13 protein-coding genes are annotated in these 15,324 nt (G+C 62.4%); 10 read left to right on the top strand and 3 right to left on the bottom strand.

From position 1 onward, the window contains the following. Nucleotides 1–38: 38 nt before the first annotated feature. Nucleotides 39–674 carry an OB-fold-containig protein gene (locus tag IFO71_RS10995; protein ID WP_192029678.1) on the bottom strand — a complete coding sequence of 212 codons (636 nt, stop codon included), beginning with the start codon at nt 672–674 and terminating at the stop codon, nt 39–41. Nucleotides 675–1,008: 334 nt separating this feature from the next. Here IFO71_RS10995 and IFO71_RS10990 point away from each other — a divergent pair, with 334 nt between their 5' ends. The 5 genes from IFO71_RS10990 (at nt 1,009) to IFO71_RS10970 (ending at nt 5,939) form a co-directional block, all read left to right on the top strand. Beyond that, nucleotides 1,009–1,485: a hypothetical protein gene (locus tag IFO71_RS10990; RefSeq protein ID WP_192029677.1), complete on the top strand. Its 477-nt coding sequence runs from the start codon at nt 1,009–1,011 to the stop codon at nt 1,483–1,485. A 49-nt stretch (nt 1,486–1,534) separates the two neighbouring features. Next, on the top strand, nt 1,535–2,560 hold the full coding sequence (locus IFO71_RS10985; protein ID WP_192029676.1) for a GlxA family transcriptional regulator: 1,026 nt from the start codon (nt 1,535–1,537) through the stop codon (nt 2,558–2,560). A gap of 301 nt (nt 2,561–2,861) precedes the next feature. Further along, nucleotides 2,862–4,478: a tryptophan halogenase family protein gene (locus IFO71_RS10980; RefSeq protein WP_192029675.1), complete on the top strand. Its 1,617-nt coding sequence runs from the start codon at nt 2,862–2,864 to the stop codon at nt 4,476–4,478. 88 nt (nt 4,479–4,566) lie between these two features. Beyond that, the gene (locus IFO71_RS10975; RefSeq protein ID WP_192029674.1) at nt 4,567–5,133 is read left to right on the top strand and encodes a GNAT family N-acetyltransferase; all 567 of its coding nucleotides are present in this window, start codon (nt 4,567–4,569) and stop codon (nt 5,131–5,133) included. Between the two features lie 11 nt (nt 5,134–5,144). Next, nucleotides 5,145–5,939, top strand: coding sequence for an MOSC domain-containing protein (locus IFO71_RS10970; protein ID WP_192029673.1), 795 nt, complete (start codon nt 5,145–5,147; stop codon nt 5,937–5,939). A gap of 152 nt (nt 5,940–6,091) precedes the next feature. On the opposite strand, the gene IFO71_RS10965 is transcribed toward IFO71_RS10970, so the two are convergent. Beyond that, a complete protein-coding gene (locus IFO71_RS10965; protein ID WP_192029672.1) occupies nt 6,092–6,361 on the bottom strand; it encodes a hypothetical protein in 270 nt (89 codons plus the stop codon). A 296-nt stretch (nt 6,362–6,657) separates the two neighbouring features. Here IFO71_RS10965 and IFO71_RS10960 point away from each other — a divergent pair, with 296 nt between their 5' ends. The 4 genes from IFO71_RS10960 (at nt 6,658) to lpdA (ending at nt 12,690) form a co-directional block, all read left to right on the top strand. Beyond that, entirely contained in the window at nt 6,658–8,046 is a 1,389-nt protein-coding gene (locus IFO71_RS10960; protein WP_192029671.1) for a dihydrolipoyllysine-residue acetyltransferase, read from the top strand. 10 nt (nt 8,047–8,056) lie between these two features. Beyond that, nucleotides 8,057–9,145 (top strand): mechanosensitive ion channel family protein, encoded by a 1,089-nt coding sequence (locus IFO71_RS10955; RefSeq protein ID WP_225444553.1) that lies wholly within the window; start codon nt 8,057–8,059, stop codon nt 9,143–9,145. Nucleotides 9,146–9,213: 68 nt separating this feature from the next. Further along, nucleotides 9,214–10,770: a carbon-nitrogen hydrolase family protein gene (locus tag IFO71_RS10950; RefSeq protein ID WP_192029670.1), complete on the top strand. Its 1,557-nt coding sequence runs from the start codon at nt 9,214–9,216 to the stop codon at nt 10,768–10,770. A 93-nt stretch (nt 10,771–10,863) separates the two neighbouring features. Then, nucleotides 10,864–12,690 (top strand): dihydrolipoyl dehydrogenase, encoded by a 1,827-nt coding sequence (gene lpdA / locus IFO71_RS10945; RefSeq protein ID WP_192029669.1) that lies wholly within the window; start codon nt 10,864–10,866, stop codon nt 12,688–12,690. Between the two features lie 265 nt (nt 12,691–12,955). Here the strand turns inward: lpdA and IFO71_RS10940 are convergent, their stop codons facing one another. Beyond that, nucleotides 12,956–14,314 carry a substrate-binding domain-containing protein gene (locus IFO71_RS10940; protein WP_192029668.1) on the bottom strand — a complete coding sequence of 453 codons (1,359 nt, stop codon included), beginning with the start codon at nt 14,312–14,314 and terminating at the stop codon, nt 12,956–12,958. A gap of 176 nt (nt 14,315–14,490) precedes the next feature. Between IFO71_RS10940 and IFO71_RS10935 the strand changes: the two genes are divergently transcribed. Next, the gene (locus IFO71_RS10935; protein ID WP_192029667.1) at nt 14,491–15,324 is read left to right on the top strand and encodes a UDP-2,3-diacylglucosamine diphosphatase; all 834 of its coding nucleotides are present in this window, start codon (nt 14,491–14,493) and stop codon (nt 15,322–15,324) included.

Here is a 15,324-nt window from a genome sequence, read left to right as displayed (position 1 = left end):
CTGAAACTACTAAGAACGTTGAACGACAAGAAATTCGATCAGTGGTCCGTGGGGTCCAGCGATTGCTCGCCGATCACCCAATAGGCGTTGCTCGCCTCGATGTACTCAACCAGCACCACGCGCTGACCGCGCTCGAAGGTCTGATCACGACTGCGCACCTGAAGAATCAGGCCCGCACCGCCGTCATCCAGGTTGGCCATTCCTTGTTTGGCATCGACCAAGGGGCTACGCACGATGGCCAACTTGCCGAGCAAGGACACGCTGTCGATCACCGGCTGCTCGCGGAATACTGACTTCAGCGGAAACAGCAGCAGACCGGTCAGCGGCAATGACAGGAAGAATGCAATCACTACAGCCAGAACCATCCACAGCAGCCTGAAGTTGTCGGCTTCGACCTCTCGCAGGAACCAATAATCGGCCAGGAAGCTCAGAACGAAACCGATCAAACCAACGCCGAGCACGATCAACATCAGCGGCATGCCATCCAGGCCCAGCTTCATCAGCAAGGCCGACACGCCGCCGGCACCATCGCCGTCTGAGCCGATGTCGAAGTTCAGTCCCTCGATATCGACCATGCCCAGCATGGTCAACAGCATCAGGCAAAGCCCAACACCCAGAATCACCGTGAAGATCACCGTGGGAAACGACGTAACGATTTGCAAGAACAGGTCCATCGCTTCCCCCTCGCGCCTCGGCGCGCAAACCCTGAGTTAATGACAGGACGCCAGACACCGGCACCTGTGACTTCTGGCCTAGTCAGAATTCAGCCGTGGTTGGGCAGGCTCCCCGCTCCCCTGACTGCCGACGGCGGCAAACAACTTCACACTGGCTGCACAAGGATAGGCGGCCCGTCGCGTCGCGTCATTGGGCGACTGGGGGGACGGGCTTTCTAAACGCCAGCCAAACATGGCGGAATTCGCCCCTTCAGAGTCCGATTCGCCACTGCATGGCGATAATCGCCTGTAGCAATCTACTTCCGCCAACTGTTGGCGACCCGGAGAACCTAAGATGCGTACCGTGATTGCTTCCTTGATAACCGCCGCAACCCTGGCCCTGAGCCTGAGCAGCAGCACCGTGTCAGCTCAAGCCCCCGAATCCCTGCTGCCGCAATACGTGCCCGGCATCGACTACACCGCCTCGCTGGACGCACTCGATCAGCATTGGGAACTGCAGCCGCAGTTCGGCGAGTCGCGGGTGATTGCCGGCGATGCGTTCTGCCCGCGTGGCATCGAGCCGCCGGCTGGACTGTGGCTGATCGGCCGCGATAGCCAAGGCGAGCTGGAGCTGATTGCCCCCTCGGCCACCCTGCTTCCGACCGGTCACAGTGGTCGGGTTGCCTTGCGCAGCTGCGATGATCCGGAATTGCGCGATGGCCGAGTGCAGGCCTACGGCGTTCCTGCAGTCGTGTATCAGAGCCTGGCCAATGAGCACGGCAGTCTGCTGATTCACGAAGCTTTCGACGGCCCGCGTGCCGCACAGAATTGAGACCAGCCCGTCTACCTGCCGCACCGAAACAGGAGCACCATTGAGCACCATGAGCCAGATGCCCGCGCCGACTCGCAGCGAACGTCAATTCACCCTTGGCCTGTTGGCCCTGGACGGCGCCATGCTGTCGAGCCTGGCCGGGCCGACCGACATGCTGCGGGTGGCGCAGAAGCTGGCTGAGCTGCGCGACCCCGCCACCCCGCTGCGCTTTCGCACCTCGATCGTCACCGCCCGCGGCATGGACGCGCTGCGCTGCTCGGGCGGTCTGCGCATCGAAGGCGTGGTCTGCGAGCCGAGTGATCCGGATGTGCTGCTGGTGCCCGGCAGCATGCATGGCAGCGGCAGTGAGTTGATTTCCCGTATGCAGCAGCTGCAGCCCGAGATCGACCTGCTGAACGCCATGTTCCGCCGCGGGGTAAAGCTGGCCAGTTCCTGCAGTGGCGCCTTCCTGCTCGCCGAGGCCGGCCTGCTCGATGGCCGTCGTGCGACCACCGCCTGGTGGCTGGATGCGGTGTTCCGAGAGCGCTATCCGCGCGCCCAGCTCGATATCGAAAAGATGATCGTCGAGGATGGCCCGATTACCACCTGCGGCGCCACCTCCTCGGTGATGAGTTATGTGCTCAAGCTCATTGCCCGGGTCGGCGGCGAAGACCTGGCCCAGCAGACCGCGCGTATTCTGTTGATCGATCCCGATCGACAAAGTCAGGCGCCCTATATCAGTCAGGCGCTGAAGGAAAAACCGCGCCATTCGCTGGGTGAGCGGATCGAGCAGATACTTAACAAGAATCTGCACGAAAGCCTCAGCGTGGCACATCTGGCCGAACAGGTCGGGGTGAGCGAGCGCTCCCTGCTGCGCCACTTCAAGGCCCAGCTCGGCAGCACCCCGCTGGAACATATCCAGCACCTGCGGGTTGAACGCGCCAAGGCCCTGCTGGAAACCACCCACCTCAGCTTCGATGAGATTGTCGAACGCTGCGGCTATTCCGACTCATCCAGCTTTCGCAAGCTGTTCAAGCGCGCCACTACCCTGACCCCGGCCGACTACCGCGAGCGCTTCCGCCTGCGGCCGCATTAGGGTGCGCCTTGGGCGTACCGATGTCACATCAGCGCAGAGCGCCGACGACTCAACGCCTGTCTGCCTGGTTATCCGCGCGCGTTGCCGGCCCCGGTTCGGCACGCTTCGACTGCGCTCAGCGTACGCAATCCGACCTTGGCTGAGCCAGTCGAAGTGATGGCCTGAGCGTATCGAAGGCCAGCCCTGACGAGGCGCAGCCGAATCGGCTGCCCTTCCTTCCAAACCCGGCCACTGCCCGCGACACATTGAGTCTCGCCGCAGCCCACTCCAGAATGCGAGACGCTTCGCAGGGAATACAGCAATGCCCATCGCCACCCAAGGCCCCACCGCCACGGTCTACAACCAGTACCGCTCGCCGCTGCCGCCCAGCGAGTTGCCGGCGGCCACCGGGATAAGGCGGATCGCCGTGGTCGGCGGCGGCAGCGCCGGCTGGATGAGCGCGCTGTTGCTGGCCGATGCACTGAAGGGCAGCCCGGTGGAAGTGCATGTGCTGGAATCGCCAACCGTGGAAACAATCGGCGTCGGCGAAGGCTCGACGCCCTGGCTGCGTGGCTTCTTCGATCAGCTGGGTATCGAAGAGGCCGAGTGGATGCCGGCTTGTCATGCGACCTACAAGTGCGGGATCAGTTTCGAAGGCTGGTCACGCAAGCCGGGCTTCGAGCGCTATTTCCACCCATTCGCATCGATGCTGGACAACCTCACCCTGACCCAGTTCGTGCATAACGTGCACCAGCGCCTGCGTGGCGCCGATGTCTACGCCCACCCAGATCGCTTCTTCGTCGCCGCCCAGCTGGCCGAACAGGGCAAGGCACCGCGGCCGCGGCAGAGTTTTCCGTTCGATATCTGGTATGGCTACCATTTCGACGCGGTGCTGTTGGGCAAGTTTCTGCACCTAAAGGCGGTCGAACGCGGCGTGCAGTACCGACAATGCCATGTCGAGGCGGTGGAACGGCATGACACTGGGGATCTTGCCGCTCTGCTGATGAAAGACGGTCAACGCTTCGAAGCGGACCTCTTTGTCGACTGTACCGGCTTTGCCGCGGTACTGATCCAGAAGACCCTGAACACCCCGTTTATCAGCTTCAAGAACAACCTGTTCAATGATGCGGCGGTCGCCCTACCGACGCCGATCGGCGATCAGCTGCCCTCGCAGACCCGCTCGATCGCCATGCGTCATGGCTGGCGCTGGGAAATTCCGCTGACCCAGCGCTACGGCAACGGCTATGTCTACAGCTCGGCCTATTGCAGCGCCGAGCAGGCCGAGCGCGAACTACGTGAGAGCCTGGGCCTGCTCGATGACCCGACCGAGGCGCGCCATCTGAAGATGCGCATTGGCCGACTGAGCGAACACTGGAACCGCAATTGCCTGGCGGTCGGCTTATCGCAGGGTTTCATCGAGCCGCTGGAGGCCACTGCCCTGCTCTTCATTCAACGCACGGTGCAGATGTTCTGCGAGCAACTGCGCCGCGGCGACCTGTCGGAACAGGCGCGCACCGAGTTCAACCGGCGAAGCAATGAGCACTTTGAAGGCACTCGTGATTATATCGTCAGCCATTACAAGACCAACTCGCGCGGCGACACCCCTTACTGGCGCGACTGCGCCGCCAATGGCGAACTATCCGATGCGCTGAAAGAGCTGTACACGCTATGGTTGTCCGGCAAGGGGATTGCCGAGGAGGTCGGCAGTCAGCGTCTGGGCAAGGGCTATCCGGTGTTTTCCTGGTACTGCCTGCTGGCCGGCATGGGCTGTTTCCCGCCCGAGCTGCGCCCGGCCAATTCGAACGAGCAGTACTACGACCTGCGCGAGATCGACGATTTCGTCCGCCGCAGTGCAGAGAACTTTCCCAGCCAGCGCGAGCTACTGGCGGCGCCACCGCGGCGGCGTGTCGACCCCTCGTTGCAGATTTACTTCTGGTAGCCGCGGGGCATTGACGGGCTCAGGCTGCGTTGCGAAATGATCACCAGCCTGCTGTTAAGCTGCCAGGCTTTCCCCACCGCTCAATCCTATGGCCCTGGCCTACACCACCGTCAGCCGTGATCGCGAGATCGAGCAGATTCTGGCCCTGCAGGCGCTGAATCATCGCCATAGCGTCGACGCCGCCACCGCGATCAGTGACGGCTTTACCAGCGTGCGACATGATCCGGCGGTGCTGACGGCGATGAACCACGAGTATCCGTCGGTAATTGCCAAGTCCGGCGACGATCTGGCCGGCTACTGTCTGATGATGGCGCAGCGCTTCCGCGATCAGATTCCCATCCTGCAACCGATGTTTGCCATGCTCGATAGCTTGAGCTGGCGCGGCGAAGCCTTGGCCGATAACCCGCGCTGGTTTGTGATGGGCCAGGTCTGTGTGGCGCGCGAGTTTCGCGGCCAGGGCGTGTTTGACGGGATGTATCACACCCTGCGCGATGTCTACCGCGATCGCTTCGACTTCAGCGTGACCGAAATCTCGCAGCGCAATGCGCGTTCGCTGCGCGCCCATCGCCGGGTTGGCTTCGAGACTCTGCATGTGTACGAGGATGCGCAGGCCGATGATGTCTGGGAAGTGGTGGTGTGGGACTGGCGAGAATGAATCAACAGCAGATGCACGTATCACAACTGTTTATCCACCCGCTGAAATCCGCCGCCGGCCTGTCACTGGAATCGATGCTGATCGAGCCGCGCGGGCCGCAGCATGATCGGCGCTGGATGCTGATCGACGACAACGGCCGTTTTGTCTCCGGGCGCGAGCTCGGCGCGCTGGTGAAACTATCGGCGATCGGCACTACGCGGGGCCTGCAGCTGGCATGGCAGGGCGAGACGCTGCAGGTGCCCAGGCCGGCGAATGATGCGCCGCGCTACCGAGTCAGTTTGTGGAAGGATGAGATCAATGCCGCCCTGGCCGAGCCCGCCGCACATGGCTGGCTTAGCCAACGCCTGCAGCGCCCAGTGCGCCTGGTCTATATGGATGAGCAGGCGGCACGGCCGGCCGACCCGAAATACGCCGACCCCCGGCAGGAAGTGAGCTTTGCCGATGGCTTTCCCTTACTGCTGGTCAGCGAGGCGGCGGTAGAGGAGGTAAATCAGAAGGCCGGCGGAGGCATCGATGCGCGGCGCTTTCGGCCCAATATCGTGGTGTCGGGCTGCGCTGCCCATGCCGAAGACAGCTGGAAGCGGCTGCGGATCGGCGAACTCGAGTTCCACAACGTCAAACCCTGCGTGCGCTGTGTGTTTACCACGGTGGATGCCGACAGTGGCGAGCGCGACCCGCGCGGCGAACCCTTGCGTAGCTTGAAAGAGTATCGGCGCAGCGAGCGCGGCATCACCTTTGGGGTGAACCTGATCGCCGTTGGCGCAGGGCGCATAGCCTTGGGCAATAGGGTGACGGTGTTGGAGTAGCGGGCCCCGAGTAGCGGTGATCTCACTAACGGTGTTGCGGTGCGTCCAAGACGCACCCTATGCACATCGTTGCCCTGCACGGCGGCGCGCCAAGAAATCGTGTGTCCGCAGGGTGCGTCTTGGACGCACCGCCGGACCGCTTCTGCTGGTGATCAGCGAACCGCAGGCGCATTGCAGCAGGCGCTGGGCTTGCGCGCGCTCGGCAGGGTCACCAGCCAACGCATGTGTGCCGCTTTCTTCTCCATTCGCTCCACCGCGGCTTCGACTTCAGCCACCGCGATCGGCAGTTCGCTGGGCTGCGCCTCGACCACGACCAGCGCGGTGGCCGGTTGCTCGATCGGCTCGCCGAGGGCCACCACCGCCGAGACCGCGCTGGCAGCAAAGATGAGCGGCAGGGTGAAGTAGCGATTAAGACGGTTCATGGCGCTTGTCCTCTGATGGTCAGCTTGGCAGACACTGCAAGCCAGAGCAGGTTCCGTGCCAAGTCGACGAACCGAGACAAATCAACGCTTTAACGATGTCTCTGTCTTGTTCGTCTGTGTCCGGTTCGCAAATCGGACGTCCGGATCCGGATATCAGGACTACCCTTTGCCGACAATGTGACAGCTGGCCGGGCGCCGGTCGGTTTGTGCAATCGAATGCGGGCGGCTGGTTCTTTGACCCCGTGAGCGGCCACAATACGCGCTCGATCGTTCAACTTTGGTTCCGGGGAGGACTCATGGCCGCACTCAAGGAAGCCCGCGTGCCGGATATCGGCGACTACAGCGGCGTTCCGGTGATCGAACTGCTGGTATCGGTAGGCGACAGCATTCGGCGCGATCAAGGTCTCATCACCTTGGAGTCGGACAAGGCGACCATGGAAGTGCCCGCGCCGTTCGACGGCGTGGTGAAGGAACTCAAGGTCAAGATCGGCGACGAGGTGGCGGAAGGCAGTGCGGTGGCGATGATCGAAGTCGCCGACGATGACGCCAAGTCGGACGATAAGGCAAAGGCCGCCCAATCGACCGGCAAGGACTCGCCCAAGGACACATCCGACGACTCGACGAAGAAGTCTGAGCAGGCTGAGAAAGCAGAATCGCCACCGGCCAAGGAAAGCGCCAAGCCGGCCGAAGCCAGCAAGCAGGCGCCGGCGGTATCGGCGGGCCCACCGCGCAGCCCGCCGGTGAGCTTTGGCGCCGAATCGGTCGCCCCTGCTTCGGTGCCCTATGCCAGCCCGGCGGTGCGCCTGTTCGCCCGCGAGCTCGGAGTGGATCTTGGCAAGGTCAGCGGCTCAGCCCGCGCCGGCCGGATCACCAAGGAAGATGTTCAGCAGTTCGTCAAGTCGCTGATGCAAGGTGCTGCATCGGTGAGCGCAGCGGGTGGTGGAGCGGCCGGGCTCAGCCTGCTGCCCTGGCCGAAGATCGACTTCAGCAAGTTTGGCGAGATCGAGTCGAAACCGCTGTCGCGCATCAAGAAGATCTCCGGCGCCAATCTGGCCCGCAACTGGGCGATGATTCCGCACGTCACCCAACATGACGAAGCCGATATCACCGAAATGGAGGCCTTCCGTAAGGGCCTGGCAGCGGAAAGCAAGGATCTGAAGGTCACGCCCTTGGTGTTCATGATCAAGGCCGCGGTGGCAGCACTGAAGAAATTCCCCCACTTCAACGCCTCGCTGGACGAAACCGGCGAGAACCTGGTGCTGAAGAAATATTTCAACATCGGCATCGCCGTCGACACGCCGGATGGACTGGTGGTGCCGGTAATTCGCGACTGCGACAAGAAGGGCCTGCTGCAGCTGGCGGCCGAACTGGGCGAGATATCGAAGAAGGCGCGCGACAAGAAGCTCGGCCCGGCCGAGATGTCCGGCGGCTGCTTTTCGATCAGCTCGCTCGGTGGCATTGGCGGCACCGGCTTCACGCCGATCGTCAATGCACCCGAGGTGGCCATCCTCGGCGTGTCGAAATCCAGCATGAAGCCGGTGTGGAATGGTCAGGCGTTCGAACCCAGGCTGATGCTGCCGCTGTCGCTGTCCTACGATCACCGGGTGATTGACGGCGCCGATGCCGCCCGCTTCACCAGCTTCTTCGCCCAGCAGCTGACCGACCTGAGGCGCCTGCTGTTGTAAGCTTGCCGATATGAGCCCGAAGCCCGCCCCCACGGAGCCCGGACTGAGCGATCGCCTGCAGGATGCCGGCGAGGCGATTGGTTCGGGTGCGCGCTGGGCCTGGGACGTCGAGCTGCTGCAAGTCTCCGATGTGGTGCTGACGCCGGGCAAACTCACCCTGGCGGTGCTGATGTTCGTCGCCGCCTGGACCGTTTCGCGCTGGATTCAACGCGGGCTTGATAGGGTTGAACAGCGCAGCAGTGACGTCAATCGGCGCGCCGCGTTTTATGCCGTCGGCCGGGTTATCCACTACACCCTGCTGATCATCGGCGCGATGCTGGCGTTGGAGATGATCGGTATCCATGCCAGCCGCTTTGCCGTGCTGGCCGGCGCGATCGGCGTCGGGCTCGGATTTGGCCTGCAGGCGATCTTCAACAATTTCGTCTCCGGACTCATCCTGCTGTTTGATCGCAGCCTGAAGGTGGGCGATTTTGTCGAGCTGGAATCCGGCGTGCACGGCGAGGTGCGCGATATCAAGATTCGCGCCACCCGCATCGTCACCAATGACAATCTCGACATCCTGGTGCCAAACTCCGAGTTCGTCAGCGGCCGGGTGGTGAATTGGACCCACCGCGATGTATCTCGGCGCATGCGCATACCGTTTGGCGTGGCTTACGGCTCAGACAAGGAGCGGGTCAAGCAGGCGGCGCTGGAAGCGGCCGGCGAGGTGCCGTTCACCCTATCGATGGAAGGCCAGCGGGCGCCACAGGTCTGGCTGGCCGGGTTTGGCGACAGCAGCCTCGATTTTGAACTGGTGGTTTGGTTGACCGCCGAGGCCACCAAGCGACCCAGTGCGGTGCGCGCTGCTTACAATTGGGCGCTGGAAACCGCGCTGGCCAAACACGAACTGGTCATCCCGTTCCCACAGCGCGACTTACATGTGCGCAGTTGGCTGGGCAAGTCAGATGCGCCAGCCGCGACGGCGGCGGCCACCGACAGCGCTCCCCTGCTTAGCAGCGAACAGCGCGCCGAACTGGCGCGCAACGACGCGATCGACGAAGTCAAGGCGCCGCCCAGCGCGGATGAAGCACCCGGCGCCGAATCGGCGCCCGATCGCTAGCCGGCGCATCTATCAGGCGGCTGAGACTCATTTCAGCGGCCTGCTCGCGTATCGACAAGGAGCCTATCGTGGCAGAAAAACCCAGCCGTAGCACAGCCAAACTCTTGGTTCGGCAAGCCAAGCTCAGCGATGCCCAGGCAATCGTCGATCTATCGCGGCGGGTGTATGGCGATGACTACAGCTACACGCCGGAAATGGTTGCCGGCCAGCTGACCCATTTTCACCAGGGCCAGTTCGTCGCCATCTATGAGGATCTGATCGTTGGCTATTGCGCCACCTTTCGCATCGCCGAAGACATCGCGTTGAAGCCGCATACCTGGCGTCAGGTCACCGGCGCTGGCTATGGCAGCCGTCACGACGCCCATGGTGATTGGCTGTACGGCATGGAGGTATGCGTTGACCCCAAGCGGCGCGGGCTGCGCATCGGCCGCCGTCTGTACTCCGAGCGCAAGAAGCTCTGTGCCAAGCTGAACCTGAAGGGCATCGTATTTGGCGGGCGCCTGCCTGGGCTGGCGCGCAGAATCAAGCAATATGGCTCGCCCCAGGCCTACGTCGAAGCCGTACAGGCCGATCGACTACGCGATGGCACCCTGAGTTTCCAGCTGCGCAACGGTTTCGAACTGATTGGCGTGCTGCAGGGCTATCTGCCCTCGGACAAGGAGTCGCTGGGCTTTGCTGCACATCTGGTTTGGCGCAACCCCAATCGCGCCGAACATCCGGTGGTGGCGGAAGTGCAGCGCCGCGGCCATTTGCCCGATGTCGTTCGCGTGGCCACAGTGCAGTACCAGCAACGGCGAATCGCCGCCTACGAGGACTTCGCCACCCAGGTGGAGTATTTCGTCGACGTCGCCGCCGACTATGACGCCGATTTCGTCGTGTTTCCCGAGCTGTTCACCCTGCAGCTGCTCAGCGTGGAAAACAAGAAGCTGTCACCGGCCGACTCGATGCGTTCACTGACCAGCTATACCGAGCGTTTCTGCGAAACCCTGACCAAACTTGCCGTTCAGTACAACATCAATATCATCGGCGGCACCCATCCGACCCATATGCCGGAGGGCGATATTCACAACAACTGCTACGTCGCCCTGCGCGACGGCTCGCTGCATGTGCGGGAAAAGCTTCATCCAACGCCGAACGAGCGTCACTGGTGGAAGATTTCCGGCGGCGAAGGCGCACAGACCATCATGACCGACTGCGGACCAATCGGCATCATGATCTGCTACGACGCCCAGTTCCCCGAACTGGCCCGCCATCTCTGCGATCAGGGCGCGATGCTGCTGTTCGTGCCGTTCTGCACTGATGTGCGGCAGGGATTCCTTCGCGTACGCAACTGCAGCGCGGCGCGCGCGATCGAAAATCAGTGTTATGTGGTGCTGTCGGGCAATGTCGGCAACCTGCCCGGGGTGAACAACTTCGACATTCAATACGCCCAGAGCTGCATCCTCACCCCCTGCGATTTCCCATTCGCCACCGACGGCATCGCCGCCGATACCACACCGAATGTGGAAGCAGTGGCGTTCGCCGACCTACGCCTCGATGCCCTGCTGCAAGCTCGCGCCTCGGGCACGGTGCAGAACCTGAAGGATCGCCGCCACGATCTCTACCACGTCAACTGGCGGCGCTGATGGCCGACGCCGGGAAAATCCATTCGTTTGCAGACTGCGAGTTTGGCCGAGCTCGCGCTATCCTTTCGCATCGTCTACTGGAGGGAGATCGACGTGGCCAGCATTGAAGTCAAAGTGCCGGATATTGGTGATTATTCCGGCGTGCCGGTGATTGAACTGCTGGTCAAGGTCGGCGATAGCGTCAAGAAGGACCAGGGGCTGGTCACCTTGGAGTCGGACAAGGCCTCGATGGAGGTGCCGTCCAGCCATGCCGGAGTGGTGAAGGAGCTCAAGGTCAAGCTGGGCGATGAGGTGTCCGAGGGCAGTGTGATCGCCGTGCTGGACAGCGAAGCCGATGCTGCTGAGGACAAAGGCAAGGATTCGCGAACTGCTGAGCAATCTGCGAAGTCGGAGGAAAAGCGTTCCGAATCAGACGTTAAGGACACCCGGCCCTCACCCCAACCCGTTTCCCAGGGGGAGAGGGGCTCGACGCCGGCTGCCGAGGCGGCCAAGCCGTCGGGGCGCAAGGCCGATATCGAATGCCAGATGCTGGTGATCGGCGCCGGTCCGGGCGGCTATACCGCAGCATTTCGTGCTGCCGATCTCGGCCTCGACACCGTGCTGGTCGAGCGCTATGCCAGTCTCGGCGGGGTCTGCCTCAATGTCGGCTGTATTCCCAGCAAGGCCCTGCTGCACGCCGCCGTGGTGGTCGACGAGGCTGCCCACGCCAAGGATTACGGCATCAGCTTCGGCGCGCCGAAGATCGATCTCGATACCTTGCGCAGCTACAAGGACAAGGTGGTCGGTCAGTTGACCCGTGGCCTGGCCGGCATGGCCAAGCAACGCAAGGTGCGGGTGGCGGAAGGCCGGGCGCGCTTCGTATCGCCGCACGAAGTTGAAGTCGAGGGCAAGGACGGCACGCAGTTGATCCAGTTCGAACACTGCATCATCGCCGCCGGCTCGCAGCCGGTGAAGCTGCCCGGCTTCCCCTGGGACGATTCGCGGATAATGGATTCCACCGACGCGCTGATGCTGGCCGATGTGCCAAAGAAACTGCTGGTGGTGGGTGGCGGCATTATTGGCCTGGAAATGGCCACCGTCTATCGCGCCCTGGGCAGTGAGGTCACCGTGGTGGAACTGCTGGACCAGTTGATGCCGGGCGCCGACAAGGATCTGGTCAAGCCGCTGGCCGATCGGCTGAAGAAGCAGGGCGTGGCGATCCATCTGAAGGTCAAAGCGGCCGAAGTCAAGGCAGAAAAGAAGGGCATCAAGGTCAGTTTTGAGGGTGACAAGGCGCCCGAGCCGATGCTGTTCGATCGGGTACTGGTTTCGGTCGGGCGGGTGCCGAACGGCGCCAAGCTGGAGGCCGACAAGGCCGGCGTCGGTGTCACCGAGCGCGGCTATATTCCGGTCGATCGGCAGATGCGCACCAATGTGCCGCACATCTTCGCCATCGGCGATCTGATTGGTCAGCCGATGCTGGCGCATAAGGCCACCCACGAGGGCAAGCTAGCGGCCGAAGTCGCAGCCGGCGAAAAGAAGGAGTGGGTGGCGCGGGTGATTCCGTCGGTGGCCTATACCGATCCGGAAATCGCCTGGGTCGGGGTGACCGAAACCGAAGCCAAGCAGAAAGAGATGAAGATCGGCATCGGCAAGTTCCCCTGGGCCGCCTCTGGCCGCGCCATCGGCCTGGGCCGCACCGAAGGTTTCACCAAGCTGATCTTCGACGAGGACAGTCATCGGGTGATCGGTGCTGGCATCGTCGGCCCGCATGCCGGCGACCTGATTGCGGAGCTGGCACTGGCGATCGAAATGGGCTGTGAGGCAGCCGATATCGGCCACACCATCCACCCACATCCGACCCTTAGCGAATCGGTGGGCATGGCGGCCGAGGTCTATGAGGGCACTATCACCGACCTCTACATCCCGAAGAAGAAGTAGGCGCACCAAAAAAGAAAGCGCCCCGCCGGGGGCGCTTCTGGCCGTTTTACCTTGGCTTCTGTCGCGCTCTTTATCCGAGGCGTAAGGAAAGGGTCCAGCAAAGGGGCTGAGCCGGCGGCAGACGGGAGTGAGATCTGCCTGCTGTTCAGCCGCTGCCGACGCACAGGGCGACGATGGCCGTAGTGTCGGCTCTCGCCAAGCTTAAATCCAATCGATTGATTGGATTCTTGTCATTGATGCGATCAATAGACCCGACATCGAACCGCTATGGAGCGGCCTTTGACGCGGTGCGACTGGTTATACGACTGGCCACACCCGGAGCCGCCTGCCCCAACCAGACTTCGACGCGTCGGTTGCGCTGACGGCCCAGATCGTTGTCGTTCGAGGCCACCGGCGCCGCACCACCCAGCCCGCGGACCCGCGCCGGATCAATGCCGCGCTGAACCAATAGTTGCGCGACGAAATCCGCGCGATCACCGGAGATGCGCAGCGCCATGATCGGCAGCGTTTCATTGGCATCGGAAAAGCCCAGCAGGATCAGCGAGCGCCCGCGCTGCTCGGGCTGCTGCATGAAGCGCTCAAGGCGATCCAGGTCGCGCACGTTCTTGCCATCGAGCACGCTCATTCCGGTGCCGAAACGCAGGTTCAGCGACAAGCGCTCGGCCTGCTTCACCAATCGATGGTATTCCTCAGGCGCGTCCTGGCGCAGTCTGGGCTGATAGCGGCGAATCGCCTGAGAGACCAAGCCCACCGACTCCACCAGCGGCTGAGCCTGATCGCTGACGGCAAAGCGCAAAAAGCGATCGGCGATTGGGCTGCGCGGCTCCGGCGCGTACAAGTACAGGCGGCGAGACAAGGGGTAATCTTCGACCGCCACGTTCTCGACACTGGGCGCCAGGGCCTGCGCACCGTCCGATACCTCCAGCGCACGCACCCCGCGAACGCCGGACAGCCCGACGAAGCCAATCGCCAGCGGGTCAGCTGCCACCGCCTGAGCCAGCTTTTCTGTGCTTTCGTAGCGCAGGGCGCCCTCCAGCACGTCGGCATCGCCGAGCACCATGGCGCGGAACGAATCATAGGTACCGGAACGATCGTCGCGTGCATGCACGCGAATCCTGCCGCGCATATCCGCAGACAGCTGCGACCAATCGCTCAGCTGACCTGAAAATATCTGGCGAATCTGCCCTTTGCTGAGGCCACGCAGCGGGTTGCTGGGATGCACGATCAGCGCCAGGCCATCCATGGCCAGGACGATCTCCTGCTCCGCCCGGTCCAGCCCGGCAACCGCCTGCGATAGTGCACGGTCGGATGCCCTGACTGGACGGGAGGACATAGCGATGTCAGCACGTCCGGCGGCGACATCGACGAATCCGGTACTGGAGCCGTGAGCATGAATCTCAACCACGAGTTCGCTCGAACCGGCGCGTCCGATCAGCTCGATCTCTTCGAACGCAATCTCACGACGCTGAATCTGATCATAGCCTTCCGCACGCAGCCATCGCTCGACCATGGCTGGCGCCAGCGCTTCGCCGATGGTGTTTGATCCATGCAAGCGTAAGCGTTCCTGGCCACCCGCCGAGCTCACCAGCAACAGCATGCCCAACAGGCAAGTCAAGCGACGCATCACCAACCACTCCGGTGTTCAGGCATCAAAGTATGGTCAGGCATTGTGACAATTCATTGATGCCACGGCGCGGTCGCTACGTGGCTTCAGAACCGCAGTCAGAAAAGATTCACCATAACGACATGCGAAGTTGACCAAGCGCAGGCAGCCTGTTGCCAGGTGCGCAGGAGGTGCTGATGAAGCCGCTATACCGCTCGGTGTTCATCTCTGACATTCATCTAGGAACGCCGGAGTGTCGGGTAAACTACCTGTTGAGCTTCCTGCGTCAACTGAACTGCGAGCAGTTGTATCTGGTCGGCGACGTGATCGATCTGGAAGCAATGGAAAAACGTCACTATTGGCCGGCCGAACATACGCAGGTGATGCTGGAAGTACTGAGCCTTGCTCGCCGCGGCATCAAGGTTACTTACATTCCCGGCAACCACGACTGCCAGTTGCGCAGGCTCGCCGGGCAAACCTGGGGTGGCGTGGAGATCAAGCTTTGGGCCGAACACACGGCTGCTGACGGCCGTCGTTATCGAGTCAGTCACGGCGACGAATTCGATCCCGAAGCAATGGGCAAGCGCTGGCTGCTTTGGGTCGGCGAACATGCGCAGCGCTGGCTCAGCATGGCTAATCGAGCATTCAACCGATTGCGCCGCGGCCTGTCATTGCCCTACCTGCCGCTCAGCATCATTGCCAAATCGCGCGTCTCGGCTGCCCTGCACTACATTCAGCAATTTGAACATAGAGTTTCGCTTCACGCCCGTAACGAAGGGTACGATGGCCACATCTGCGGCCACATCCATTTTGGACACGTGCAGAGTTACGACGGCGTGCTGTACTTGAACGACGGCGACTGGGTGGAGCATTGCACGGCTCTCACCGAAGACCAGGACGGCCGAATGAATCTGCTGCACTGGAGTGATCACTGCACGGCAATTGCCACCGCCGACCAGGGACGTGTCGACCACTGGCAGCCCAACCCTCTGCCGTTGCGATCGCTGGCGCCGCGGCCGCTGGCAGGCTGA

The organism is Pseudomarimonas arenosa (assembly GCF_014841215.1).
Lineage (GTDB): Bacteria > Pseudomonadota > Gammaproteobacteria > Xanthomonadales > Xanthomonadaceae > Pseudomarimonas > Pseudomarimonas arenosa.
This window is presented reverse-complemented; position numbering and strand designations above follow the sequence as displayed.